The 25,073-nt window shown below is 43.2% G+C and carries 23 protein-coding genes and 2 tRNA genes; 13 read left to right on the top strand and 12 right to left on the bottom strand.

From position 1 onward, the window contains the following. The first annotated feature begins 23 nt into the window (after positions 1 to 23). The 4 genes from QY318_04720 (at position 24) to QY318_04705 (ending at position 1,436) form a co-directional block, all read left to right on the top strand. Positions 24 to 338, top strand: a complete 315-nt coding sequence (locus QY318_04720) for a hypothetical protein (GenBank protein ID WKZ31110.1) — start codon at positions 24 to 26, stop codon at positions 336 to 338. A gap of 35 nt (positions 339 to 373) precedes the next feature. Continuing rightward, positions 374 to 462, top strand: a tRNA-Leu gene (locus tag QY318_04715). 91 nt (positions 463 to 553) lie between these two features. Continuing rightward, complete coding sequence (locus tag QY318_04710; GenBank protein ID WKZ31109.1) at positions 554 to 901, top strand: hypothetical protein; 348 nt, start codon at positions 554 to 556, stop codon at positions 899 to 901. Between the two features lie 94 nt (positions 902 to 995). Next, positions 996 to 1,436 (top strand): hypothetical protein, encoded by a 441-nt coding sequence (locus QY318_04705; GenBank protein ID WKZ31108.1) that lies wholly within the window; start codon positions 996 to 998, stop codon positions 1,434 to 1,436. Here QY318_04705 and QY318_04700 read toward each other — a convergent pair. Together QY318_04700 and QY318_04695 are read right to left on the bottom strand one after the other, a co-directional pair. Then, entirely contained in the window at positions 1,402 to 1,866 is a 465-nt protein-coding gene (locus QY318_04700) for a GNAT family N-acetyltransferase (protein WKZ31107.1), read from the bottom strand. The genes QY318_04705 and QY318_04700 overlap by 35 nt on opposite strands. A 54-nt stretch (positions 1,867 to 1,920) precedes the next feature. Then, complete coding sequence (locus QY318_04695) at positions 1,921 to 3,708, bottom strand: CapA family protein (GenBank protein ID WKZ31106.1); 1,788 nt, start codon at positions 3,706 to 3,708, stop codon at positions 1,921 to 1,923. Between the two features lie 94 nt (positions 3,709 to 3,802). Between QY318_04695 and QY318_04690 the strand changes: the two genes are divergently transcribed. From QY318_04690 to QY318_04675, 4 genes are all read left to right on the top strand, one after another. Beyond that, entirely contained in the window at positions 3,803 to 4,846 is a 1,044-nt protein-coding gene (locus QY318_04690; protein WKZ31105.1) for a heparan-alpha-glucosaminide N-acetyltransferase domain-containing protein, read from the top strand. Between the two features lie 47 nt (positions 4,847 to 4,893). Further along, complete coding sequence (locus tag QY318_04685) at positions 4,894 to 6,360, top strand: DUF2334 domain-containing protein (GenBank protein ID WKZ31104.1); 1,467 nt, start codon at positions 4,894 to 4,896, stop codon at positions 6,358 to 6,360. Between the two features lies 1 nt (position 6,361). Continuing rightward, positions 6,362 to 8,410, top strand: a complete 2,049-nt coding sequence (locus QY318_04680; GenBank protein ID WKZ31103.1) for an Ig-like domain-containing protein — start codon at positions 6,362 to 6,364, stop codon at positions 8,408 to 8,410. 106 nt (positions 8,411 to 8,516) lie between these two features. Next, positions 8,517 to 9,710: an AAA family ATPase gene (locus QY318_04675; protein WKZ31102.1), complete on the top strand. Its 1,194-nt coding sequence runs from the start codon at positions 8,517 to 8,519 to the stop codon at positions 9,708 to 9,710. Here QY318_04675 and lysS read toward each other — a convergent pair. The 8 genes from lysS to QY318_04635 form a co-directional block, all read right to left on the bottom strand. Then, a complete protein-coding gene (lysS, locus tag QY318_04670; GenBank protein WKZ31101.1) occupies positions 9,707 to 11,698 on the bottom strand; it encodes a lysine--tRNA ligase in 1,992 nt (663 codons plus the stop codon). The genes QY318_04675 and lysS overlap by 4 nt on opposite strands. Before the next feature lie 395 nt (positions 11,699 to 12,093). Beyond that, positions 12,094 to 13,830: a FecR domain-containing protein gene (locus QY318_04665; GenBank protein ID WKZ31100.1), complete on the bottom strand. Its 1,737-nt coding sequence runs from the start codon at positions 13,828 to 13,830 to the stop codon at positions 12,094 to 12,096. 16 nt (positions 13,831 to 13,846) lie between these two features. Further along, entirely contained in the window at positions 13,847 to 14,416 is a 570-nt protein-coding gene (locus tag QY318_04660) for a sigma-70 family RNA polymerase sigma factor (protein ID WKZ31099.1), read from the bottom strand. Between the two features lie 85 nt (positions 14,417 to 14,501). Continuing rightward, entirely contained in the window at positions 14,502 to 14,651 is a 150-nt protein-coding gene (locus QY318_04655) for a hypothetical protein (protein WKZ31098.1), read from the bottom strand. 102 nt (positions 14,652 to 14,753) lie between these two features. Then, on the bottom strand, positions 14,754 to 15,239 hold the full coding sequence (locus tag QY318_04650) for a SufD family Fe-S cluster assembly protein (protein ID WKZ31097.1): 486 nt from the start codon (positions 15,237 to 15,239) through the stop codon (positions 14,754 to 14,756). Then, a complete protein-coding gene (gene sufB, locus QY318_04645) occupies positions 15,202 to 16,590 on the bottom strand; it encodes a Fe-S cluster assembly protein SufB (protein ID WKZ31096.1) in 1,389 nt (462 codons plus the stop codon). Before sufB ends, QY318_04650 begins: the two co-directional genes overlap by 38 nt. Beyond that, entirely contained in the window at positions 16,559 to 17,311 is a 753-nt protein-coding gene (gene sufC / locus QY318_04640; GenBank protein ID WKZ31095.1) for a Fe-S cluster assembly ATPase SufC, read from the bottom strand. The genes sufB and sufC overlap by 32 nt, the downstream gene beginning before the upstream one ends. A gap of 880 nt (positions 17,312 to 18,191) precedes the next feature. Beyond that, positions 18,192 to 19,166: a lysylphosphatidylglycerol synthase transmembrane domain-containing protein gene (locus tag QY318_04635; protein ID WKZ31094.1), complete on the bottom strand. Its 975-nt coding sequence runs from the start codon at positions 19,164 to 19,166 to the stop codon at positions 18,192 to 18,194. A gap of 77 nt (positions 19,167 to 19,243) precedes the next feature. Between QY318_04635 and QY318_04630 the strand changes: the two genes are divergently transcribed. The 5 genes from QY318_04630 to QY318_04610 all read left to right on the top strand — a co-directional run bounded on the left by QY318_04630 (position 19,244) and on the right by QY318_04610 (position 22,568). Then, positions 19,244 to 19,687 (top strand): dual specificity protein phosphatase, encoded by a 444-nt coding sequence (locus QY318_04630; protein ID WKZ31093.1) that lies wholly within the window; start codon positions 19,244 to 19,246, stop codon positions 19,685 to 19,687. A gap of 4 nt (positions 19,688 to 19,691) precedes the next feature. Continuing rightward, on the top strand, positions 19,692 to 20,582 hold the full coding sequence (locus QY318_04625) for a YegS/Rv2252/BmrU family lipid kinase (protein WKZ31092.1): 891 nt from the start codon (positions 19,692 to 19,694) through the stop codon (positions 20,580 to 20,582). Positions 20,583 to 20,707: 125 nt separating this feature from the next. Then, positions 20,708 to 20,784: transfer RNA gene (locus tag QY318_04620), tRNA-Pro, on the top strand. A gap of 96 nt (positions 20,785 to 20,880) precedes the next feature. Then, positions 20,881 to 21,762 (top strand): hypothetical protein, encoded by an 882-nt coding sequence (locus QY318_04615; protein WKZ31091.1) that lies wholly within the window; start codon positions 20,881 to 20,883, stop codon positions 21,760 to 21,762. Between the two features lie 545 nt (positions 21,763 to 22,307). Further along, positions 22,308 to 22,568, top strand: coding sequence for a hypothetical protein (locus QY318_04610; GenBank protein WKZ31090.1), 261 nt, complete (start codon positions 22,308 to 22,310; stop codon positions 22,566 to 22,568). 74 nt (positions 22,569 to 22,642) lie between these two features. Here the strand turns inward: QY318_04610 and QY318_04605 are convergent, their stop codons facing one another. Then, on the bottom strand, positions 22,643 to 23,617 hold the full coding sequence (locus tag QY318_04605; GenBank protein ID WKZ31089.1) for an HAD-IC family P-type ATPase: 975 nt from the start codon (positions 23,615 to 23,617) through the stop codon (positions 22,643 to 22,645). Next, on the bottom strand, positions 23,577 to 25,073 hold the full coding sequence (locus QY318_04600; protein WKZ31088.1) for an HAD-IC family P-type ATPase: 1,497 nt from the start codon (positions 25,071 to 25,073) through the stop codon (positions 23,577 to 23,579). Before QY318_04600 ends, QY318_04605 begins: the two co-directional genes overlap by 41 nt.

Raw genomic sequence — 25,073 nt, 5'->3', positions numbered from 1 at the left:
ACACTTAATTAAGCAAAATTTCTATGAGACAGCGACCATTAATAACCAGCGTGATGAGAGGGATTGTAAGCTTTATTATGACCATAATTGAGATCCTTATCTGTCTTCGAATGGTATTCCTGCTATTTGATGCTAATGCCTCAAATGCGATCGTCGCTTGGGTATACGATAAAAGCCAGATATTTGTCGGCCCGTTTGAAGGGATCTTTAATGATATTGTGATTGATGGAAGATATGTGATCGATATCAACGCACTTATTGCATGGTTTGTGTATCTGCTTATCTATCTTGTAGTGCTTGAAGTGATCAAGCTGCTCGAGCGAGCATTGATGAGATAATCGCAATTTTGTGGTAAGATTCGCATGTTTATCGTGCTGGGGTGGCGGAATTGGCAGACGCGCTAGTTTCAGGTACTAGTGGGAGTTAAATCCTGTGGAGGTTCGAGTCCTCTCCTCAGCACCAGTTATTAAATGCCCAAATTGAATTTATTTGTACCAGACTCATGGAAGGAATTAGTTCACTGGAGGGAGAGCCTCCTTTATCGATATTAATCGTGGAGGATGATAGATCTAGACCTTTTGTCCGCGAAGCTAAGAAATCCCTCAACGGATCTACGCAATTCCATAGTGTTAACTCTGCCTCAAGACTATATGCCACACTTGTAGAGGGAGTCAGGTTTGATTTCGCAGTAATAGCACTGTCGGGGGGGGCGTGGCTTGGGGCTGCACTAAGCTGCCAAGAATATGGAATACCTGCGCATGTCATCCTTCATCCAGACGATATTGGTTCTGCTACTAAGCATGTCTACAACGCCTCTGAAACGATTGGACCTTTAGTCCATCTGAAGTTTCACAAAACAGGAGTTCCATTCCCTTGGAGTGCATTAAAAAAGTCCTTATAGCCTACAGCCTCCGGAGAGCACTCTTTACATATGGTCTATTTAGATGGATAATTTGACTATAGGTTGCGGGGCTAAGTTACGTTGCTTAACACAAATGTCAGAGCTTGAGAAAAAAAATATATTGTTAATTCTAGACGATACAAGCTGGGGAAGTATCCATAACGAAAGGTTAAAGACACTTGCTCAGTATGGCGCCGAGATAGTCACTGCAAGTAACATTCCAGAGGCGATAGAAATAATTTCTACCGGCAACGTCTTTCATATAATTACCAGGCCATACAACGGAAGATGGAGAGAAATTGCACATATAGCTAGGGAGCATCAGACAGCATGCACAATTGTGACTGGTAACCAATCTGAAAGGTACAGAAGGGCTATAGAGCAAGAGTTCCCAGAAGGTGTTTATGTCGCTTGTAAGGGAGAACGTGAGGAGATTGAGGCAATGTACAAAGACATAATAAGTCAATTTATTGAAGAGATCAAGGCAGAAAATGAAGACCTCACTGAACGCGGTTCGAGTAATAAATATGCCTAAACGGCCATTCTTTCTCCACCCACTCCTTCACATCCGCTGAAAGCCTCTCATAGAAACCATTCTCATACATCTTCTGAGTACACCACCACGAAACATCTACCTCATACTCTTTATCTAAACCATCTGGGAACCTAAAGCTCGGATGATAAAAGTAAATACACCCGTAACACTCATTTTCATCCTTACTCATTACAGTGTATGCGAAGGAATTCTTATACTCAAACTCTCGCTGGTGCCAAGATAAGTCAATTAGGTCATCCTCGATAGTGAGGTCTGTAGTTGGCCACGATTCACTCCTAACTTTGTGGATAATATCAATGCTGCTCATTACAGCAAGATAATCAAGATATACATCACTAGCACAAAGTTTACGCGCAATATAATCCTCTTTGACTAGCTCAGGAGGTATAAAATTATCTGGAACTAACATCTAATTGGCTATTACAACTTAAGTCGCTTATTATAGCGCATTCAGAAGGCTCGTCTAAAGGCTCGCTCTCGCATCCTCCAACAGCCCCAGCAGCAGCTCCCTATCCTCTCCCTCAGTCACATACGGCCTCATATCATTATCATAAATAGTCGTGCTTACCTTTGTCTGCACATGCTTACCGTCGACGAAATAGTGCGTTAACACAAGCCCTTGGCGCGTCCCAATCCACGGGATCTGGTCAAAAAAAAGATTTCCGAGGCCGTAGAAGATTGTCTTGCCATTGTACACTTCAAATGTCTGTGGCTGGTGCGCCTGTGTTCCAACAACGATGTCTGCCCCATCCTCTACCGCCTGTCGAAATACGCCTACCTGGTCAGGGCTCGTCAAAGCTTTGTAGCATGGAGGAAAAATCACGTCGCTGGCTGGATATGAGTAACACTCCTGAAACTGGAAGTCTACTATTACCACGGCGCCGGCTTCTTTTGCGGCCTTGATATCAGCTTCCATCTTCTCGAATGAGAACGAATTTGCTCCTGCTCTAGATGCCGAAGCCAAGGCACCTGAGCCGTTCATCGTGTCGTAATAGTTATATCCAATGAAGGCTAGCTTTGTACCATCAACCTCTTTATAGAGGATCTTGGCTGCATCTGTGCTATCCAGACCACCTCCGAAGTAGCTCCAGCCTCTCTCCTTATACATGCCGATTGAGTTTGTGTTGTGTACTGCGCCGTAATCGTTGTTATGGTTGCCTGTAAGCTCGATTATGTCTAGCCCAATAGCATCAAGAGCGGCTAAATAATCACTGTTTGAGCAGAAGCTCATGCTTCTTACCGGCACGCAGTCATCAATGAACGAGACCTCATTTGATGTGTGGGTAAGGTCAGCATCGGCTAGAAAATCACTGATCTTGGTCGCTGCATATGCAGGATCACCTGATGCATCTATCTTAAAGGCTAAATTTCGGCTAAGCGCTGTCACGCCGGTCATATTTAGCTTCAGCACCCGCTCGTCTGTCAGCTCCTGTTCAACATCCACCTCCTGCTTGGCAAGCCCGATTAATGTCCTACCAACAGAGTCGTCGGCACTGCTTTCAATGACCCCAAGGCTTGCTGGCAGCGATCCGCTATCAAAACTATCTAGATAGTAAACTCCCTCGTAGCTTAGCAGCTTCAGATCAGCTGTAAGGTCAGACATCATCACAATTGCAATTGTGCTATCTAGCCATTCAATGTCTGCCGTATTTTCGACAACTATGATCTGCTGGTCTGGAAAAAGTGCAGTAACAATGCTCTCATAACTGGATAATGTTACGAGTGCGACTGAGGAAGAATTTAGCTCATTTGCGTCTGTTGAGTCTTTTAACGAGTATAGGTTGACGACCGGAAGTAAGACCTGGTTGCTCAAAACGAGCATCTCATCTTCAATCGAGCCGTATCCAATCTGCAGATCGGCATTCCCGTCGACAAATTCATATCTCTTCTTCCCCTTATATTCGACTTCATCAAGTGCATCTTGTAAATCAGCTGCAAAATCTTCTGGAAGATCCTCGCTAATTTGTACCTTGTAGGTTCGGTAGTTTATCTGGAACTCCTTAGCCTTATAGGTAACAGCATTAATGTATGAGCGATATGTATTATTGAAAAAAACTGCCCCTATGATATTGAGGGCCACAAATCCTACCAATGTATAGCCTAAAATCCTCTTCAAGCTTCCACCACTATGCTTACTCTGGGGCTTGCCCTGTGGCTTGCTCTGAGACTTGCTGCGTTGCTGTTGCTCTCTTGCTCGGCGGTTCGGGTTGTATACAACGCTTCGCCTGTCAGAATAGTTATATGTAGGCATTTCTAGAGTTCTTAACTTATTTCAACAATCAATACGCTGGATTTCGTGAAAAGCTATATTTCCAAGCGATCCATTTCATATTATCATACTGCATATGTCGACCCAAAAGCCAAACAGCGAGCGCGACAATTCAATAGATCTTCTACGCGGCTCGGTAGTCCTGTGGATGATTATTACCCATACCAACGCGATTTTTTACAAGTTTGACAACCAAGGGTGGCTTGGGTTCTTTACATGGCTAGGGGCCACTGTCTGCTTTACCACTTTCCTGTTTTGCTCAGGTTCTGTATATGGAATCAAGTTTAAGGATCGCGGCGACAGGATACCATTTGAAAAATTGTGGCAACGTGTTGCATATATATTGTCAGGCTACTATGTGGCAGCATTTGCAGTTGTGATATTGAGCAATCAGTCACTTCCTTCATTTAATGAAATTATGCGCGTGCTATTCTTCGTAGAGGTACCAATTTTCACAGAATTCATACTCACTTTTGCTCTTGTGGACATACTTATATTCGCATTCCAGAAATATCTGAGAATATCCTTGAGTAAGCCATATATTTTACTAATTGTGGCTGTAGTAGTTTATGTTGCCGCAGCATACTTATATAAGGTAGACCTTAAAATAGAGCTGCTAAACGCTTACAAAGCGCTGTTTGTGGGCCACGAAGAACTTCACAGGTTTGGATTACTTTCCTATTTCCCAGTGCTGGCGATAGGTCTGGCTTGGGGCTACTGGAGCCATAACATAAAGGATAGGCGGGTGTTTCTTGGGATCGCTTTTGCAATCATGGCTGCGGGGATCTATATCGCTGAGCATCGACTAGGATTTGGGCAAGATCGGTTCCCACCTTCTCTGCTTTTCTTGGCTTACGGGGTGGCATATGCTGCCCTTTTCTTGCTACTTTCAGAGCTAATCACCAGATTAAAACCGCTTGCGAGCTCATTAAAATATATGAGCCGCTATACCTTTGAGTATTACCAGCTTCACGTTATAGTCATGTACACTGTAAGTATACTTGTTGCAGGACAGCGTTTTGGCGCCATCGGAGCTGCCGCTGCAGCGATTTTCGTTATACTTGTAGTCTCGCTACTGGTTCGGTTAATCGAATTAAGAAGATCCAAGAAGCTTACTTGAAAGAAATGGCTTCAATATAGAGAATGGCTCGAGGAAATATTCGGGAAATGAGATATAAAGCGCAAAATTACAATTACAGAAGAAAGAAGAAAAAGAACAAGCTGGTTTTCCAAGTTCTATTTTTAGGCATCATGCTCTTAGGGGTTGGATTCCTCTCATATTCCGTTACAGACTTTATGTATGACAAGAAGGAGGTGGGAAATACTGGTATTTCCACCGTCGACCTAGCATATTCTGCAACAGCAGAAGGTGAGGTAGAGGGAGTCTCGCTTGATAAGGCGCTGTGTAATCGCTTTGAGGAGGTGGGTGGAGAGGCTTTTCACTCGGCTTATACCGATCGTAAGTGGTATCTAATTACTAACAATCCCTCAGACTCGACTTTAAGATTTACGACCATCCCATCAAATGAGTTTGTGAAATTTTTTAATGCATACAAGGATCAGCTAAATCTTCAGGTTCAATACTCTATCGTTGGCACAGATGACTTAGCGGATCTTCCACTCGTCGAAGAAGAGAGCTTTGAGCTTGATATTCCGTTGGCTAGATATAATCCTGGTATATACGAAGTTAAGGCGATAATACGCAGCGATTGTGGGAAATTTGAAACTGAGGCATTCGAATATAATCTTTCATATCCAGTGTATGTCAATTTCACGCTTGACTGGGACGGCAATCTTGTCAAGGATGAGACCTTCACTAAGCTTGCTGATTTATCCGATCAGTACAATGCGCCAATTACTCACTTCTGGAACCCAAGGCTTTATGTTTCTAAGCAATATTCAGAGGCATATCGGGCACGAGCTACAGATTGGGTTAAGCAAAGAGCTACAGCAGGTGATGAAATTGGCCTACATCTTCATATGTTTTTTGACATGGTCGAAAGTACCGGTGTAACAGTGAGGCAGACTCCTGCTTGGGGATGGAATACTCATGATGGATACGATGTAATGGTTTATGGCTATTCTCAGCAGGAGTTAGGCAAAATAATCGATTGGTCGAGGAAGCAGTTTGACGAACGTGGTCTTCCAGATCCAAAAGTCTTCCGAGCCGGAGGATGGCAGGCAGATGAAGATACACTTATAGTATTGCAACAGAAGGGCTTCTATGCCGACTCTTCTGGTAGGACACGCTTTACACTTGGCACCAATGGCATACCAGTTCCATGGGATCTGAAGGTTGAGACGCAACCATATAGGCCAAACAGGTATGATCAGAATCTGGGCTCTGGATCGCCCGCCGACATTTTGCGAATTTGGGAGTATCCCAACAATGGTGGTGACTGCACGGCACTTTCTTCGTATGAAGTGCTAGGAAGGTTTGGTCAAATTTACAATGGCAGACCGGTTGATGAAGCAAAAGTATTCAACTTTCTGTCACATCCAGATTACTTCTACAAAGATGAGCCGTGTGTAAGCGGCACTTTGGAAGGGATAAGCAAACATAGCTATGAAAACGACCAGGGACCTGTTATATTTGAGACTATTAACAATGTACATAATTTAGTTGCCAAGTGATATGGACTTTAACGATTTCAGAATTCGAGCACTTGAAGAGTATGTTAAGGAGTATCTCCCATCATTCGAATCAAGAGTAGTTGTATTAATAATTTTCCTACTACTGCTTATAGCTATAAATGTAGGATTCTTTATTATTCGCCGAAAATATAAGAAAAAGGCAGGTGATGCATCAGCTGCTAAGGTGACTTCTGTCTGGTATAAGAAGATTGGCCTTTGGCTTTGGGATAAGAAATATCACATATTGCTAGTAATTTTCGATATTCTGCTGCTTATATTGATGTGGGTGGTCTTCTACATGGCATTTATCATTAGACCAAATGTCATTGGCTCCACACCCGATGTTAATGCATATATGGTCTCGGGTGAGCAGCCAATTGAAATAGAGTTTGATTTGCCGATAGATCAGGAGACTGTAAAGTTTAATATGTCACCAGAAGTTGAGGGTAAATGGGAATGGGAAGGCATCTGGGGAAGCGACTCCTTAAAACGAAAGGTTAAATTTACTCCTAAAGAGTCTATCTACCCTGGTTCGGTAGTCGTAATCTATATTACAGGTATCAGACTTCCATGGAGCGATGGGAAGCAGCATGAGCAGGCTGTTGAATTCTATGGCCCCAAAGTACCACAAATATACCAGACAATACCTGACGCTGACAGCGCAGATGTGCCTGTTAACAAACCACTCTATGTTGAATATGATTCTCCATTAGGCAGCTTCGTTGAGCTTAAGTATGAGATCTCTCCTGAGGTGAAGTTCACAGTCGATCTATCCGGTGATTATGTTCATATGCTTAATCTAGAGGAAGAATTGAAACAGGATAGTGAGTATACATTAAAGATTTACAGAAACTTGCGCTCATACAATGTAGAGAACGGTGAAGATATCGAGCGAAGCGACACAGAGACTATCTTGGATATGAAGTTTAAGACAGTTACGACTCCATATCTTAAGTCTCAGTCTCCAAAAGGAAATGCCGCACCTGCAGATTCTGAGATAATCGCCGTGTTCGATCAAAAAATGGATAAAGCTGAAGTTGAGAATAACTTCAGCATTGAGCCTGCAACCGAAGGGCGAATAGAGTGGCGCGATGATTATACATTTGTATTTATTCCAAACGCAGATCTAACAAAAGGCCAGTCGTATACTGTTAAATTTAATAAAGGGTTGATGAGCGGTAGCAGCGGCGTAACTCAGGAAGACATTATCTTTACATTTGGCGTGGCTGGTAAAGTAGTTGTTTCATCATTTAGTCCTACGAACGGTGCGACAGGCATTGAGCCAGCAGGGCTTGTTATCAGCGCACAATTTAACCAACCAGTTGACAAAGAGTCGGCACAATCACACTTCTCGCTTTCACCGTCTGTCGCGGGTACATTCAGCTGGGAAGGAGATCTGATGAGATACACCCTCTCTACATCTGCAGCATATGCAACAAGATATACTGCAACTGTAAGTGCTGGCGTTAAAACAGTTTACGGAATTGACTCTGATCAAGCATTCTCGACTGGGTTCACTACACGCGCGAATGTATTTACAATCAGTGGCATCCCTTACTATCGCCAGCAGGAAACCTTTACCTGCAATATTGCTGCTACACGGATGGTTTTGGGATATTACGGCATAAATATGACTGAGAACCAGATCCGCAGTGGAGTTGGTACTAGCGATAACCCGAATGTCGGTTGGGTATCAGGGTATGGAGTTCATATAGGCCCAGTATCAAATTTTGTTAGCGGATACCGACAAGTTGAAACGCACACAGGCTGGAATACGACAGATCTTCTTCGAAATGTTCAGAATGGCGATCCAGTGATTCTGTGGTGGTATAACCGTTATAGCCAGCCTAGAGGTGCCTACACATTGCCTTCCGGGGTTACAGGCTATATGGGTATGCATTCTGAGATAGTATATGGTTTTGCTGGTACACCGGAGAACCCGACAGCTATCTACGTCATGGATCCATGGAGAGGTTATCTTACCTATGACCCAGCGACCTTCTACTCGAACTGGGCATACCTAAACTACACAGCATTGGTGGTGCGTTAAAGTAAAGTAGTGCGACCACTTGGCAACAAGTGGTCGCACTATAAGTTTGTCGAGTAGCAGTTTCTCTGTGGTAAACTAGATAAAGAAACTTACTTATCTGCCCAAGATGCAAGAAGAGTCGACAACACAATTGGCCGAAGTGCTTTACCTAATAAGTAAGCTAGAGCAAGCCACACTTCCTCAAGGACTTAGAGAACAGATTGAGATGAAGCTGAAACGCCTCAGACGAATGGCTAGGCAGGGTCAGTCAGCTGGAGAGTATGAAGCTATCGCCAAATATATTGACTGGTGCATGAGCGTGCCTTGGGGCAGATATGTTCAAGACAATCTTGACCTCGTAAAGGCCAAGCAGGTAATTGATAGCATGCATTACGGTAGCGAGAACGTTAAAGAGGTAGTGCTTGAGTATCTTGCGGTATTGAATCGCAAAAATGCTGCAGCAGACAGAGAGTATTCAGCGCCAGTTCTAGCATTTGTTGGAGTGCAGGGTGCGGGCAAGACAAGCCTCGCCAAAGCTATAGCTGCTGCTCTAGGACGACCATTTTACAGGATTTCACTTGGTGGATTGGGCTCTCCAACTGAATTACGCGGCTCGCCTGCTGCTGACCTGACAGGGACTCCTGGCCAAATTGTGCGCTCAATGGTGAAGTCGGGCTGCATGAATCCAGTGATCCTCCTTGATGAGTTCGATAAGGTAAGCGGAAGCGAGAGCAGTAGACAAGACTTTATGGCGATAATGCTCGAGATAATGGATCCGCAACAAAACAAGTCTTTTCGAGATATTTATATTGATTATCCAGTAGACCTTTCAAAGATACTGTTTATAGCGACTGCAAACCGTTTTAAGACTATCTCTCGCGAATTGCTAGATAGGATAGAGTTTATAGAGTTTCCAGACTATACAGTCGATGAGAAAGTCGTCATCGCTCAGAAATATTTATTCCCTAAGGTCTTGGAGTATGCAGAGCTAAAGCCCGAGGAGCTACAGATCTCACAAACCGCTTGGCCAAAGCTTATCAGCACATTTGGTACCGACCAAGGTGTGAGACGAATTGAACAGAGCATGAAAAAATTGGCGCGTTATGTAACAAAGCAGATCGTGTTGGGCAAGACTACATCTGTTACAATCGATGAAAGCAACGTTGATCAGTATGCACGGCTGGTATTGCCGAGTGTCGAAGAGGTCCGCAACAAAGACTTCACAGCTGCACCAACTACAGCCCCAGATGCAACCTCAAACTCTGTACCGGACGCCGCTCAAACAGATGCAATGCCAATCCAAGCTGCACCGATGGCTTAGCCCCACATACTGAATTTCTTTGTAAGCGGGTCGATTATATCTGCTGCCCCAAAGACACCAATACCCCAAATCAGTAGATCATCCAGCTTTTTATCCTTGAGATCCTCTTGGAGAGGATCATCTAGGTTAAACTGAATCATCTCGTCAACATATATAAGGTATGGTAATCCAGTTTCTTGTACTTTCCGAGCGAAATTAACCATCTGGCCTGGATTTGCTGCGAGTGTAATCACAGGAAACTGTGAATTTGCAGATATTTTATCTCCATCTGCCAGCGTGAAGCTCTCCCGACCTACCACTGCCTCGCCAACTTTGCCGCCAAGATAGGCTGTCAGATGTCCTACAGTATTTGTAAGCCTCCAGCCTTCAACATCTTTGTTGAGCACGATGACAAATTTAGAGTTCGATGCAGGCGTGCTTGATGCTGCATATGCAGGCTTCTTATGTGAAGTAAGCTTACTAAAGTCTACTCGATCGCCATAAATCTCTTTCGAGAAATTGTCAAAGAATCTCTTCATCGGCGGGAATGGCACTCCTTCACGGGCTGTAACAGCCTCAAATGCCCAGAATACACGCTCAGACATCCCAAACCCTACTGCAGGCGGCATACCATATTCGAGCATCTCTACGAAATCTATATCAAGCATATGTGCCTCTTCGTCGCCAGAATCTCTCATATCTTGCTGCTCAAGGAACCTATCAAGCTGCTCTTGCGGGTCATTTAGCTCAGAAAATGCATTCGCCATCTCACTGCCAAGGATTATAGGATGGAATCTGTCAGCCTTGCGTGGATCATCCACATTGGCTTTTGATAGCGGAGATAGGAATTTCGGAACTCCAGTCAAAAAGACCGGCCCGACAATATCTTTCCGAATCAGCTTCCACAACCCGTCTGCCACCCTGCTTCGATTCATGTTGAGATCTGCCTCACCTCCATTTTTCACGTATACATCTACAAGCTTTTCAACTGTGTCATCAAATACGCTGACACCAAACTTATCCCAAACAACTGTCGAGAAGTCTATCTCTTCCCATTGACCGCTAAGATCGACTGCGTTACCACGGATCTCAAACTGCAATGTGCCATAAACTTTTTCAAGTACATATTTGAACATCTCTTCTGTAAGCTTCATCCCATCGCGTGAGTCAGCATAAGCCCAGTACCACTCCATGGCTACATGCTCCGGCAGGTGCTCTTCGCTAAAACCTTCATTTCTAAATCTTGGTCCGAGGTCATACACTTTTTCAAACCCGCCACCTAGAAGCCGCTTAAGCGGGAGCTCGTGGGATATCCTGAGGTAGAAATTCTCGGCAAGCGCATCGTAATATGTCTCAAATGGCCTTGCATCTGCACCTCCTGTGGTATGCTCCAGCACTGGAATATTAACCTCCGTGAAGCCTGTAGACTCCATAAAGTCTCGCACAGCGTTCCAGAATACACCTCTTCGTACAAACATCTCGCGAACCTCTGGATTCATCGTCATATCAAGATATCTTCTTCGATACCTAGTCTCTTTGTCGGTAACTCCTTGCCACTTATTTGGAAGCGGTCGTATGCTCTTTGATAGAAGCTTGATACTGGTTACAAGTACTGATTCCTGACCAGTTTTGGTCTTAGTTACGGTACCACGTGCCTCGATATGGTCACCGATATCAAGTAGATGAAGCTTATCTAAGCCAAGTATTCCCTCAGCCGTATTGGTTGCGCCTAGCTCCTCATTACGAATGTAAAGCTGTATACGCCCTGTTTGATCTTGTAGATCAATAAATTGGATATCCCCATGCTGCCTCCATGTCATTACACGACCATTTACCACAACCTTTTTGCCTTCTAGCTGTGCATACTGCACAATAATCTCACTTGCGTATTTTGTACGCTCTCCCTTCCCAGGGTAGGGGTTGATGCCCAGCTGCGTCAGCTCCTTAACCTTTGCTATTCTTTGAGCTCTTTGACCTATAAGGTCGCTTCCAAATTTTGTTTCGTTCATGCTATTTTTTACTGAATTTATGTATAACTCACAGGAGTTATTAAAACAAAACGCCTTTGCAACAAGTCAAAATTAACTTGTTGCAAAGGCGTTCAACCGCGGTACCACTTTGCTTTGCCCAGATATCTCTACCTAAGCCTTGTTGGCTATTGCTAGCCTAGCAATTCACAGCTTGCTCTACTGCAGGTTCTACTCTCTATTTATTCGCTATAATCGCTGACTGCGATCATAAGATAGATTTCTTCCTAAGCTCGGAGGTCTTGCTTCGGGTTTGATGTTCTCCGTTCGCACTTTACCGGAGTCACTGTAAGCATCGTACAACCAGAAGTTCCTCGTCAATGCTGATCGATTATAGCCTACAAACCTGCACCCTGTCGAGAAAATGAGTTTTATGCTCAATAATCACGAAGTACCACATCAATCTTCTCAGGGACACCACTACAAGTTTTCCCATCCTTTACACATATGCTCACATTGTAGCTACCATCTCCTTGGAAAGCCTCAAGCCTGGCCTTACCTTCTGATTTAGACTTTACATGCTTTACTCTAAACTGTGATCGAGGAAGCTTATCAGATATCTCTTCTGTGCTCCAGGCGACTAAGAAGCCTTCTTCTGTAACACCGTCATACTCCCAAAGTACTTTGTTTGCCTCGACCTCGACACTAAATGGTGACGAAGTAAACATTGGGGTCGGAGATGCCACAGACACAATATTGCTGTATGCAAAGCATCTATTTTCAGCCTTAATATAGGCGCAAAGTCTTACATTGTATGTCTGCCCGTCTGCAATTGGTATGAAATACTCACCTTTAGTCTTCTGTACATCTCTGGTAATTGCACTACCCAAAACTAGATTCGAGCCTCTAGAATAAAGTAGCTTCCAGAAATCAAAACCATCTCCGCTACCTTCTATAATGCTCCAGGCAACTCTCATACCTTCACCCTCGGCCCATGCATTAGTCTTAATCGCTGGCACCTGTGGCACAACACTAACTACCTCAACTGTCTCGATAGCGCTATTGCCTTCGCTGTCTGTTGCTACAATTTCGATCACATTACTACCATTCTCGACCTGCACCTTCTTCTCGAATTCTCCATTCTGCTGCACCTTGCTCTCTTCTCCATTAATAACTACAGTGCTTTTTGGTGAGGTTTGTCCTTCAATTACAGCTGTACCGCCTTCAACAGTGCTGTTATAAGGTGTCTTCATGGCGATCTGAGGGCTCTCTAGATAAGCGATCTCACTAATCTTTGTGCTTCCACCCAAGACTTTGCTATCTTGTGAGGCATTCCATGAAATAAAGTCAGACCCAGTTATGAAAGACTGTTCAAGGATACCAAGTCCAAGAGAATATCTTGAGCTTGGACTATTCATAATGAAATATGTGTAACCCTCATCTACTTCTTCAACTTTTACTTTATTCGCCTTTGTTTCTGCCTCTACTTCGTCCTTAAGCACTAATACTCCGTCTTCATTCTCATTAGACACCACTGTATAAACTGCCTTTTCACTCTTATACTTGCCATACTCAGTATTTACTTCAATATATGTTCTGTCATCCGCTGCCCTTACATATAGCTGACCGTGCGAAAGGTCTAGACTTATTGTATCGCTATTTGCCTTGTTAATTTTTAACGAAGTATTGTTGTCGAGCCGCACAATGTCTCCACTTTCAAATAGTATCGAAGCTCTGCTATTTGCTTCGGTCTGAATTGAGTCGCCATCCTTTATTGTTGCTCCATCAGAGATAGAATAGAGCAGTTTACTGTCAGCTTCTGTCCCAGTTTGACCATATAAGTATGAGATCGTGCCTGTGTATGACTGTTTCTTCACGCTTTGTGTCATAATCATTCCTGGCTTGCTTACAGCAAATATTGTCAATCCTACCAGCGCTACTGCAATAACAATACCAGAATAGAATAACCGGCTGTTAGCCGGGTATATCGAAGGAAGAAAGGATGACATTACTGAAATGCCATCTAGAAGCTTCGCTGCTTTTTGGGAAATCTTCGCCCAAAGCATGTCTGAGAATTTCTGATCGGTTATCTGGTCATATTTTGAGGGGCTAATTCTGGCCTGAAGGATAAAGCTCTCTACTGAAAATTTCGTTTTGCTGTTGCGATTTTTCATACTTTGTTATATATCGTTATAATAATTCAGATATTTCACTCTCTGAGTATTCCTTCTCAAATTGCTGCTTAAAGGCCTTTGACGCCCTATGAAGTAGCACTGAGACATTATTCTCTTTGAGTTTCATAACTTCCGCTATCTCTGAAATATCTAGTTCCGAGTAAAATCGTAAGGACAAGACTTGCTGATAGCGAGGAGCAAGCTTAGCCATAACATTCGCAACACGTATCTGAGCTTCAGATACTACTACCTCTCTCTCATGGTTCGGCTCTTCTGAACCAATTAGCTCATTAAGCTCAGTATGATTCCGCTTCGACTCTTTGCGGATATGGTCAACAATCTTATTGTGCGCAATCCTATACAACCATGCCCCAAAACGGATGCCATCTCTTGGATGGTAATTATCTATCTGCTTAACAGCATCATGGAACACCTTGCTGGTGATATCTTCTGCAATGTTTCTATTCGGAAGTCGGTTGATACAATAGCCAAATATTTTAGGCAAGTAGAATTCATATACCTCACGGAAGTACTCTATATTTTCTTTTGATTTAAGTATTAATTCAATCTCACGCTCTTTCGTCATCCCTAAGAATGTTCTAAATTACTGTGCCACCGGAATTACTATCTTCATCCCCATTACCAAACATTCCCCTTTTATCCTGTAATATCTAAAAAATGTAATTTGCTAAAAAGTATAATCCGAGCACGACTACTGTGATAAATATCGCTGTCTTCAAAGCAAATTTAAACAGCTTGGCGATTACGATGAAAACGACTGCTCCCAGTAAAATTCCCAAACCGATTGATAGCCAGTCCATACTTATTTACGCTCACAATTTAGTCGTTTTAAGTATAGGGGGGATTACAATATTGCACAACTTATATTTACTTTTTTTGAAGTCCTATAGCGGGGTGATAAGCTACAAACGTAGGTAAGCATCAGCAATTAAGCCTATTGCCGCCTTCTCATTTACACCTCTGGATAGCATATATTGCAGCATCGCCCTATCCGGACGACCAATCGCTGATTTATGATCCACCGACACCTCTTTTTCATCTATTTCAAGCGTAGGCACAAACTGTATTGAAGAATCCTCACTCAGCATAAGTGCCCTCATATCAAGCTTCGAGGAGATGCCGCTTATTGCATTTGGGGCAAATATAACTACCCGCAGGTCGATCTTGGTCATACCGACAAGCACAAGCCTAATAAATATATCTGAGCTGACATTCTGCTTAGCGAATAGAAACCGTAACTGAAGTAGCTCAGGCTGCTCATTGTTAAGATCTAGCTTCTGCATAATTAGGAAATCTGTGCTCTCCTTTACCTCGATTTCGATGCTTTTCTCCTGAAGAAGCTTATCGAAATCAATTTGCTGCTGTTTTTTGGTGTCCTTTTCCTTCACGGTTAAGAATAATTTGAAGTAATCGTTCTAGCTCTACCGAGTATTCTAGCGGCAACTCATCGATTACAGGGTCTACATATCCTGTGACTATCAGCTGCTGTGCCTCTTCGGCCGGTATTCCTCGCGACATTAGATAATTTACCTGCTCTTGATTCACCTTAGATACGCTTGCTTCATGCTCAAGCGTAGAGCTATCATTTGAAACTATATTGTGGGGGTATGCATAAGATTTCGACTCTTCGTCTATCAGAAGCCCATCGCAATTAACCACCGCACGTGCACTTGCTGCTCTTGAAGTAATTCTCGAGATTCCTCTATATGTGGCTTTTCCGCTACCCACGCTTACCGTGCGTGAATCAATTATGCTGGAGGTGTTTTTACCAAGGTGGATCATTTTGGCTCCTGTATCAAGATCCTGACCACTGTCAGCGAGCGCCATAGATAGTACTTCTCCACGCGAGTTGTCACCCTCCAAGATTACCGATGGATACTTCATGGTTACCTTCGAGCCGATATTCACATCAAGCCATTCAATTCTAGCGCCTTCTTGAGCCTTGCCACGCTTGGTGACCAAGTTGTAGACATTCTTCGACCAGTTCTGGATCGTAGTGTACTTGATATGGGCATTTTTGGCTGCGAAAAGCTCCACTACAGCTGCGTGCAGCGAGTTGGTGCTGTATTGTGGCGCTGTGCATCCCTCGATATAGTGTACCTCTGAGTCTTCATCGGCGATTATGAGGGTACGCTCGAATTGCCCCATATTTTCTGTGTTAATTCTAAAATATGTCTCCACTGGGATAGCTATTTTCACACCTTTGGGCACATATATGAAGCTCCCCCCGCTCCATACTGCACTATTAAGTGCTGCAAACTTATTGTCATCGTGTGGGATCAGCTTGCCAAAATACTCTTTATATAGCGTCGGATACTTATGGAGCCCTTCATCGATACTTTCAAAGACCAATCCGCTATCCTGATACCGCTCCTGAAGATTGTGGTAGATTATCTCGGACTCATACTGTGTAGAGACACCTGCTAGAAACTTCTTCTCGTGCTCGGGTATTCCTAAATCATCAAATGTCTGGCGAATATCCCCCGGAACCTCATCCCATGTGTGGGTGCGATCGCCAGCTGTTGCATAATACTTGATATCATTAAAATCAATATCGCTAAGATCTGGCCCCCAAGTAGGCATCGGCTTTTCCAGAAATACCTTATACGCTTCCAGACGCATTTCAAGCATCCAATCGGGCTCTTCTTTGATCTGCGAGATCTTGCGAATTACATCCTCACTTAGGCCTTTTGGAAACTCAAACCCTTTATTCTGTTTTCTCTTTGCTTTCTTCGGCATATCCTTTTGAGATGATTTTTTCAGCTAATGTACCGTCTCCGCTTTCAACAATTGTTCCACCCTTTAAGAGATGCACTTTGTCCGGCTGAATATAGTCTAAAATTTTTGGATTGTGCGAGATTACGATGATCCCGACGCCATTATCCTTCACAAATTTGTTGATGGAGCTAAATATTCTCTTTAGCGAATCAATATCCAACCCAGAGTCGATCTCATCAAGCACTGCATACCTTGGGCGCAAAAGTATCATCTGCAAAATTTCGCACTTTTTTTTCTCGCCGCCCGAGAAACCTTCATTTAGGTTTCGCTCTGAAAAGTCAGGGTCAAATCCCAGCTCATCCGCAACCGCCTCAAACATCTCAGTAAAGCTCCATGGGTCAATTTTCTCATTCTCATATTTTCTTGAATTGTAGGCATTTCTGAGAAATTCAACCAGGTGAACTCCGGGAACCTCAACAGGGTTCTGTGCTGCATAGAAAAGCCCTTCCCGCGCTCGAGTGTCTATCTCCATATCAGAAATATCGGTTGAATCCAGCTTGATCACTCCAGTACAGTTAAGACCGTCCCACCCGATTAGAGCCTTCGCCAATGTGCTTTTTCCTGCGCCATTTGGACCCATTACCAGATGAATCTCGCCTGGGTTTATTGAAATATTAACTGATTCAAGTACCTTTTTCTCGTTCTCGTCGAGCGCAACTGTTAGATTTTTAACAACAAACATGTCAGTATGATCATATTAAGCGTGCTATATTATATTGGATCATTGCAATATTTGAAAATTGGCCTCAACGAGGGAGACGTAACCGCGTATTTAACCTCCATTAGATTTTAAATGTATGAAACCTTTCACCTATCGCAACGTGGAGGTAGCTAATCAAGGGCAGGTTGGTGTAAAGTAAGTCATGAGTTGCTAACGATTAAGTTTTTAAGACCGCAATAAATGAGTAGTGAAAGTAGATATCCGCTAAATGAAAATCAAAATAAGATGGCTGTTTGGGTTAACCTGATTTGTGACGAGAAAATGATTTGGTAGGTGAGTATGATCAGGATTATAGTGAGACAGTTAGTTCCTCTACACCGACCACACCAGATAAACTTTTTTCAAGCTACAGACCTGTACCGACCTACTCACAAGTTATTCAGGCTGCTTGTGAGAAACTAGGCATTACCTCGACTCAGGTAATTTGGATACTGAGTGGTTATGAGTGGAAACATGCTGTTGGCGAGATCGACCCCAAGGAATTTACGGGGGTTAAGACATTCGGTGCTAAAGCATATTTTCTAGGGAATCTTCCTCTGTAACTTACAGTTAGATTCTAAAATTACAGCGATAGGTGAAAAACCACGAAGATTATGGTATAATATCCCCGCATTCAATTTTGTGAGGCTTACAGCCTCACTTTCCTGCCCTAGATAGAAATTCAATTTCACTGCTAGTCAGTCTTTCTGTCTGAATGCAATAAAATGTAAATGAAAACCAGATGAGTAAGGATCAGCTTACTTTGGATTTCGAGCCTCCTTTATTGGAGGAGTATCATTACCACGAGGTTTTATCAAACCTAACTCAGCAAGTAGCGAAAGCTTCAAAAATGCTGATGAGCCTATTCTTGTAGACCTTCGAGTGTTATTGGGCTAACGGCCGTTCTATCCAGCTTCTTCCCTTGGACGAAGAGTATCCCTCCAGAAACCGCAGCTATGACTGTGTTTATCGATATAGATAGTATGTGCGATAGCACGATGGCTTCAAGTATCCCTTCACCTTTGATTGCAAAGAGAGAGAATACAAATAGCATAATCGCCTCGTATGTTCCTACCATTCCCGGGGTCTGGATCGGGATAACTGCTGAAAGAGTAAGTACCGTTGCCGCAACCAAAAGCACGGTAAGTGATATATCAAGCCCAACTGCCTGAAAAGCATAATATGTAGCCGCATACGTGATTACCCACCCAGCCGCTGTTGTTATCAATGTTTGGAAGTACTGCTTGTGAGTGACCTCGTTTACAGCCTCAAGTATGCCGCTCCCTTTACGTATTCCTGGAATTTTCCGCATAATATTAAGTGCAAAATCACTCTTGAGAATTGCTAGAAAGAATAAAATCCCTAGAAAAGTAACCATTGATGCCACTTTCATATACCCAAGCCCAGATATCACTAAGGTAAGCAGAACGCCAACAATCAGTATTACACCTGTGTCTATTATCCTTATGAATACGAGCTTTCCAAAAGCCTTGCTAAGGCTGTAATTTGCAAATTTCTTGAGCAGAGCAGGCAAAGCTAGCTCACCAAGTCTAAACGGAAGCATTGTGGCAAGATATGAATGAACAATTGAGATATTAGTCATGCTACCTAGTGGAAGCTGGATAAGGGTAAGGTCTCTCAGCCTTAAGCCTCTAACAACTGACCCTAAGATTGAGAGCAAAATTACCGCTAGTGTAGGCCAAAACTTTATCTCACCTGATTTCTCTATGAGCGTCTGCAGATTTAGGTTGATAGCTATAAGATAAATCGATCCGACAAAGAGAGCTACCACTAGAATATTTTGAACAAGTTTCAATAAACGCTTATGGTTTTGCATACTGTTGCCATTATACGATCAATTACTGATTGCAGTCACTAGATCAATTTATGCTCTCGCTAAGGTATAATAGAAACATGAAAGATATCTCTAGGATCACAGACCAGCTTTATATTGGTGCTTGGAATTCAGGCATAGATGAAACGGAAATCGACAGGCTTGGCGTAGATCTGATTATTTCTACTATTTTCTACCTTCCCCGTCATCTAGCAAACCACAGCATTGAGGTTGTCTGGCTTCCTTCATTTGACCACAAGTTCTTGCCAATACCGATGAAGATGCTAAAACGAGGCGCCGGTATTGCGAAAGAGTTCTTGGATGAAGGAAAAAATGTACTTGTGTATTGCAAGGAAGGACGCCATAGAAGCGTAGCTATGACAGCAGCGATACTTATAAACCAAGGATTTAGCGCAAAAGAGGCGGTTGAGCTAATAAAACGACAGCGCATGATAGCTGATCCTGACGTAGAATATATCCGCAGGAGAATTAATCGTTATGAGCAGTTAAATTCTAAACCGTAGAGCCATGAGCAAAAGAATAGAGCTGATCGTAAATCCGATATCCGGCAAGCCTGAGCCGATTTTGTACTATATCAACAAGGCACTGAACGAAGACGGGACAGAGTGGAATTTGCATATCACGAAGAAGAGCGGAGATGTTGAGAGCTTTGTAAAGAAGTTGTTGCCAACAAAGCCCGACGCAATAGCTGTATATGGTGGCGATGGTACAGTCATGTCAGCAGCACAATACCTTATCGACTCCCCTATCCCGCTAGCGATTATCCCAGGCGGCTCGGCAAACTTACTCTCAAAAGATCTTATGATACCTCAAGATAGTCAAGCAGCTTTAGCACTACTGTCGAGGCCAAAAAGCGAGTGGAGATACACGAAGGTCGACATGGGCAGGCTTGGAGATGGCAGCAAGTTTATCTTGCGAGTAGGAATGGGATTTGCCGCAGATAAGGTGAAAATGGCTAGCCGCGAGATGAAGGAGCGCTTCGGAATGCTGGCCTACTCGGTAGCCGGGGTGCAGGCATTCAAGGCTGGCAAAGAGATAGAGTACAATGTCGAGGTTGATGGAGAAAAGTTTGTTGAGAAAGGATACTCATGCTCTATACTTAACTCGGGCAATATGGGGATTGGGCAACTAAATCTTTCCAATATGATTAGCCCGAGTGATGGCTATCTCGATCTTGTAATTTTTAAGACACGAAACTTCGCGAAGCTGTTGGAGCAGCGCTTCGTGAGCAAGAAGGATCTCGATGACTTTAGCGACACCGTGACACATAGAAGAGGAAAGAAGATAAGGTTGACTGTAGAGCACCAAAGCGATATCCAGGTAGACGGAGAATTAATTAGCGGCAATGAGATTGTAGCGGAAGTTATGCCGCAGGTAGTAAAGATCTTGGTTCCATAGATTGATAAAATGAGCTTTTTAAGCTAGAATTTGACTCACAAGAAGTACTCGGGGAGTCCTCAAGAGGACTGCCTCGTAAATCAAGATCACGCAACTGTATACACAGTTGCTTAATCTTGAATACTCGGGGAGTAGTTCAGATGGCTAGAACGCTACTTTTGGGAAGTAGAGGTCGCAGGTTCGAGTCCTGTCTCCCCGACCATCTCCAAAATGAGCACCGAAGGTGGTCGTTTTGGTGATGGTGGAGTCATAGCAGCAGGATTTATATAGAAATAGCAGATCAAATCAGAAGACTAACATGAAAACAGATTTAAACGCAAAACCACGCCTTGTAAAATTCACTCAGATACTCTTAGTGATTCTGAATTCACTACTTCTTATTGGAGTGATTTGTTGGCCCATACTTAATCGTACAAACCACACAGGACTTGAAGCTTACTACTTTATAGTGCCTTTTTTCATCGTAGCATTATTGCTTCTTTTGTCATCGCCCTTTAGCAAAGAACTAAACGTCACTCTGCTGGGAGTAATGGTTAGTTTACTGGGAGTTGCGCTACTATTTACGTATAAGCAATATAACGTAATGATCAATTATAATGAGTGGCTAACTCGTGGAATGCCAAGTAGGTTTGAGAGTGTTGAAACAATGTTTTGGGCAAATGACAATGAGACGTCATATTCGGCTCAAGACTTGAGCAATTCAAATTTTTTGGTTAAAGGCTTTGGGATAACTCTACCAGAACCATATGTAATGCTCTCGAGCGGAGCCCCGGTTAAGGTCGATATATGCAATACTATTTCAGCATCAGGGGTTGACGTTTATCTAGAGGATAGGTATCTGCAAGATACTGCCTCATTTAGAATCAGCATAGAGGAAAAAGAATATGTACAATCCAACAGCGAGTTTCAAGAATTTGTCCGTGTGTTTCTGCCACAATCTGCCGGTGAATTTGAAAAGGTTGGGAGTGTTGATCTTAACGGACACGTATTTACGAAGTATAAATACAACTCCTATGAGATAGTTACTCCTGTACAATTTGAATTAGTTGGTGAAGAGTATATTTATGAAATAGAGTTAGATGATATTTATTTGTTCATCTCACATATATCAATATCTGATAACAAAATTGAGGAGATACTGTCCACACTAAAGACGAATGATCTTGATTGTCAAGAGTAGCTCCCAAGATTCCCTTGGCTAGATATTTACCAAAAATTTAGTGTGAAGTAGAGTTAATTTGTTTCCTCCTATGAATCCCGACCTAAAAGCGAAACGATGCGAGGTCACACTAATAAAGAAAACGACCACCGAGAGGTGGTCGTTTTCTTTATTAGTGTGACCAATGAGGCTACAAAGCAGGTGATAAGTCTGTGCTTTCGAGCACGACGAACTTGAGGGAGTCGTTGCGAGAGGCATCCTTTAGGATCTCCCGACTGACTCTGACTCTGACTCTGACTCTGACTCTGACACTAACGCAAGCAGGTGGATGGCAAGTAGAGATCACGGGTTTAAGTACTGTCACTTGCTACACTGCGAGTGATAATCAGCAGAGTTCATCGATTCGGAATTTTTATGACACTTCGATATGGTAGTATTACTAGTAAATCTAATATGTAAATATCATGAAACTTGCTGATCTGATCCGTAATCCTGACAATATAGTAATAGACAGCTCATTTGTGGGTAAAGTTGAGATTGTTTACTCCTGAAAGTTACCCAGGTTAGTGAAACAGATATTGAGTATCCCTGAAAATGTCTCAGACTACGATGAACCAATAATCCTCCGTAAGCTGTCGAGTGATATGATACTGAAAGCGACAGAAGAAATGAATAGCGATTTCATTGGCAATCATGTATTACCTATATTTGATTGCAGTGACAACGATTATCTTGGCTACGATTATTCAAGCAAGCTCTGGTGTATGTATAACATTGTTGATGATGTTTCTTTTAATGAGCATGAGGATATCTTAGACTTGCTTTGATTAACTTACGAACTGAGATCGGTAATTTTGACTCCTTAAGAACTTCGGTTAATTAAGAAAGCGTCTATATAGCTTTATCTCAACTGCATTTCTGTCGAACGGTTCCCACGATTTACCCAAACCTTTATCACCTCGAACAAAAGCAAGTTAAGCAGCCCAAGGCCAAACAGGGAAGTCCAATAACCCAACGAAAGCGGCACTGTGCCTAATACCAAATTAAATATCGGCATCTGTACACCTACAATCAATGCGCCAATCCCAATTAACACTGACAAAACCATAAACCTGTTTGAGAAAGGATTGTAGCTGAAAATTGTGTGACGCAAGGATTTGCAGGCGAAAATATAGAAAAGAGAGTTGATTCCTACACCTACAAATACTACCGTTCGCATTAGCTCAACGCTCACACTTTCTCTATGTAGGTAGTAGAAAATTAAAAAGATCATAGCATCCGCGATTAATACAAATAGTGCAATAATCTTTAACATCTGGCGATCCAAGATATGCTCATTCTTGCTCCTCGGTGGCTGTTTTAATAGATCGCCCTCCTTTGGCTCAAATGCCAAAGATAATGCAGGCAGTGCGTCTTCGACTAGGTTCACCCACAATATCTGCAGAGCAGTAATCGGAAGTGGTAGCTGTAGCAATATAGCTCCCATGACAAGAATCAGCTCACTAAAGCTTCCTATAAGCAGATACATGACGGTTTTCTTAATATTATCGAACATGGCACGACCCTCCTCGACCGCCCTGACGATTGTCCCAAAGTTTGAATCCAGGAGCACCATATCTGCCACCTCTTTTGATATATCTGACGCATCTTTCACGACGATCCCAATATCCGCAGATTTAAGTGCTGGGGAGTCGTTTACCCCATCGCCTGTCATAGCTATTACCTCACCATTCGCTCGTAGAGCTTCTACTATTCGCAATTTCTGTATCGGGTCAGTTCTAGCAAAAAGTATGATCTTCCCCACACGAGACCGGAGCTCATCATCGGAGAGCTTTTTAAGCTCTACACCTGTTATCGCGGTGCCATCTGCGAGCATGATCGCTCTCATCAAGCAAGCCAAGCTGTTTCATAACCGCGATTCCAGTCTCAAGATAATCTCCAGTAATCATCTTGAAATTAATCCCAGCAGACTGACACTCCCTTATAGACTCAATCACTCCTTGCCTGATCGGGTCATCAAGGGCGAGCAGACCGTTCCACTCAAGCTGACTTATATCTTTCTTGCTCAACTTTTTATTCTCTTTGTACTCTTTGTGGGCGAAACCAATAACTTTCTTCCCTTTGGAGGCATACTCAGCAATACGTGCCTCCCACAACTCACGGCTATTTTTATCGATAGTAGATTTATCCAATAGCACCTCGGGAGCTCCAAATAGATATAGAATTTTCCCTCCAGACGACTCACCAAGTAGTGCAGTGTACTTTTGCTTGCTGTTAAATGGTATGCCATCGACCACTTTCTCGCTCACTTCCCATGACCCCGATACAACCTGTGAGCTATGTTTCTTTTCCAACCACTGCCTCATGGCAATTTCAAGAGGATCAGAGCCATTCTCTGACAATCTAATGCTTCTGTACGCAAGATCATTGTCTATAAAATCCTCTTGTACCACGTTTAAGACCCCCTCTGTTACTGTACCGGTCTTATCTACGCATACTGTTGTAACAGAGCCTAACGTCTCGGCTGCGAGAAGCTTTCTCACGATAGCCTGCTGCTTGGACACCTTCTGCATCCCAACCGCTAAAATTACTGTTAGCGTGACAACTAGTCCCTCCGGGATTGATGCTACAGCTACGGCTACGGCAGTAGTCGATATCTCGCTGAGCTCATACCCATATAGCAAGCCGACAAGGAAAAGCAGTGCGGCACAAAGTGCGGCAATAATCGAGAGATATCTCGCAAGCTTCCCGAGCTGATGCTGCAAAGGTGTCTTTGTATCGCTAATTGACGATACACTGGCTCCGATTTTCCCGATGCTAGTATTGCCTCCAATCGATTTCACTTTCATATATCCATGCCCAGTCAGCAGTCTTGTCCCTGCATAGATCATATCGCCGTGTGATTTGTGCACTGGCACGGATTCACCGGTCAATATAGCCTCATTCACGGTCAGTCCCATCGCTTCTACTAACTCGCCATCGGCAGGAATCTGATGCTCTATGGTAAGCTCAGCTATATCACCTACCATCACCTCGGCCAACTCTATCGTGAACTTCTTACCGTTGCGCACAATAACTGCTTTAGGATTGATCAGTTTTTTAAGCTGTTGCAAAGTATTTTCAGCCTTGTATTCTTGATAGAAACCGAGTGCACTGTTTATCGCAATCGCTACCAAGATAAATAGTGTGTCGACATATTCAGCAAGAGCCGTGGTTATCAGTGCGGCAAATATGAGCACAAAAACCAGCGGTGATTTAAGCTGATTCACCAACAATGATAGAGGCGACACAACTCTCTCCTGGACTAACACATTCTTTTGTGACTGATCCAT

Source organism: Candidatus Dojkabacteria bacterium, assembly GCA_030583845.1.
Classification (GTDB): domain Bacteria; phylum Patescibacteriota; class Dojkabacteria; order SC72; family JAHDCA01.
The sequence above is the reverse complement of the archived record's forward strand: the minus strand, read 5'-3'. Positions and strand labels throughout refer to the sequence as shown.

Bases quoted from the DNA above. Each gene is read 5' to 3' on its own strand.
- QY318_04720 (WKZ31110.1), top strand. From the start codon at position 24: ATGAGACAGCGACCATTAATAACCAGCGTGATGAGAGGGATTGTAAGC.
- QY318_04705 (WKZ31108.1), top strand. From the start codon at position 996: ATGTCAGAGCTTGAGAAAAAAAATATATTGTTAATTCTAGACGATACA.
- QY318_04700 (WKZ31107.1), bottom strand. From the start codon at position 1,866: ATGTTAGTTCCAGATAATTTTATACCTCCTGAGCTAGTCAAAGAGGAT.
- QY318_04695 (WKZ31106.1), bottom strand. From the start codon at position 3,708: ATGCCTACATATAACTATTCTGACAGGCGAAGCGTTGTATACAACCCG.
- QY318_04690 (WKZ31105.1), top strand. From the start codon at position 3,803: ATGTCGACCCAAAAGCCAAACAGCGAGCGCGACAATTCAATAGATCTT.
- QY318_04685 (WKZ31104.1), top strand. From the start codon at position 4,894: ATGAGATATAAAGCGCAAAATTACAATTACAGAAGAAAGAAGAAAAAG.
- QY318_04680 (WKZ31103.1), top strand. From the start codon at position 6,362: ATGGACTTTAACGATTTCAGAATTCGAGCACTTGAAGAGTATGTTAAG.
- QY318_04675 (WKZ31102.1), top strand. From the start codon at position 8,517: ATGCAAGAAGAGTCGACAACACAATTGGCCGAAGTGCTTTACCTAATA.
- lysS (WKZ31101.1), bottom strand. From the start codon at position 11,698: ATGAACGAAACAAAATTTGGAAGCGACCTTATAGGTCAAAGAGCTCAA.
- QY318_04665 (WKZ31100.1), bottom strand. From the start codon at position 13,830: ATGAAAAATCGCAACAGCAAAACGAAATTTTCAGTAGAGAGCTTTATC.
- QY318_04660 (WKZ31099.1), bottom strand. From the start codon at position 14,416: ATGACGAAAGAGCGTGAGATTGAATTAATACTTAAATCAAAAGAAAAT.
- QY318_04655 (WKZ31098.1), bottom strand. From the start codon at position 14,651: ATGGACTGGCTATCAATCGGTTTGGGAATTTTACTGGGAGCAGTCGTT.
- sufB (WKZ31096.1), bottom strand. From the start codon at position 16,590: ATGCCGAAGAAAGCAAAGAGAAAACAGAATAAAGGGTTTGAGTTTCCA.
- sufC (WKZ31095.1), bottom strand. From the start codon at position 17,311: ATGTTTGTTGTTAAAAATCTAACAGTTGCGCTCGACGAGAACGAGAAA.
- QY318_04635 (WKZ31094.1), bottom strand. From the start codon at position 19,166: ATGCAAAACCATAAGCGTTTATTGAAACTTGTTCAAAATATTCTAGTG.
- QY318_04630 (WKZ31093.1), top strand. From the start codon at position 19,244: ATGAAAGATATCTCTAGGATCACAGACCAGCTTTATATTGGTGCTTGG.
- QY318_04625 (WKZ31092.1), top strand. From the start codon at position 19,692: ATGAGCAAAAGAATAGAGCTGATCGTAAATCCGATATCCGGCAAGCCT.
- QY318_04615 (WKZ31091.1), top strand. From the start codon at position 20,881: ATGAAAACAGATTTAAACGCAAAACCACGCCTTGTAAAATTCACTCAG.
- QY318_04605 (WKZ31089.1), bottom strand. From the start codon at position 23,617: ATGCTCGCAGATGGCACCGCGATAACAGGTGTAGAGCTTAAAAAGCTC.
- QY318_04600 (WKZ31088.1), bottom strand. From the start codon at position 25,073: ATGGATCAGTCACAAAAGAATGTGTTAGTCCAGGAGAGAGTTGTGTCG.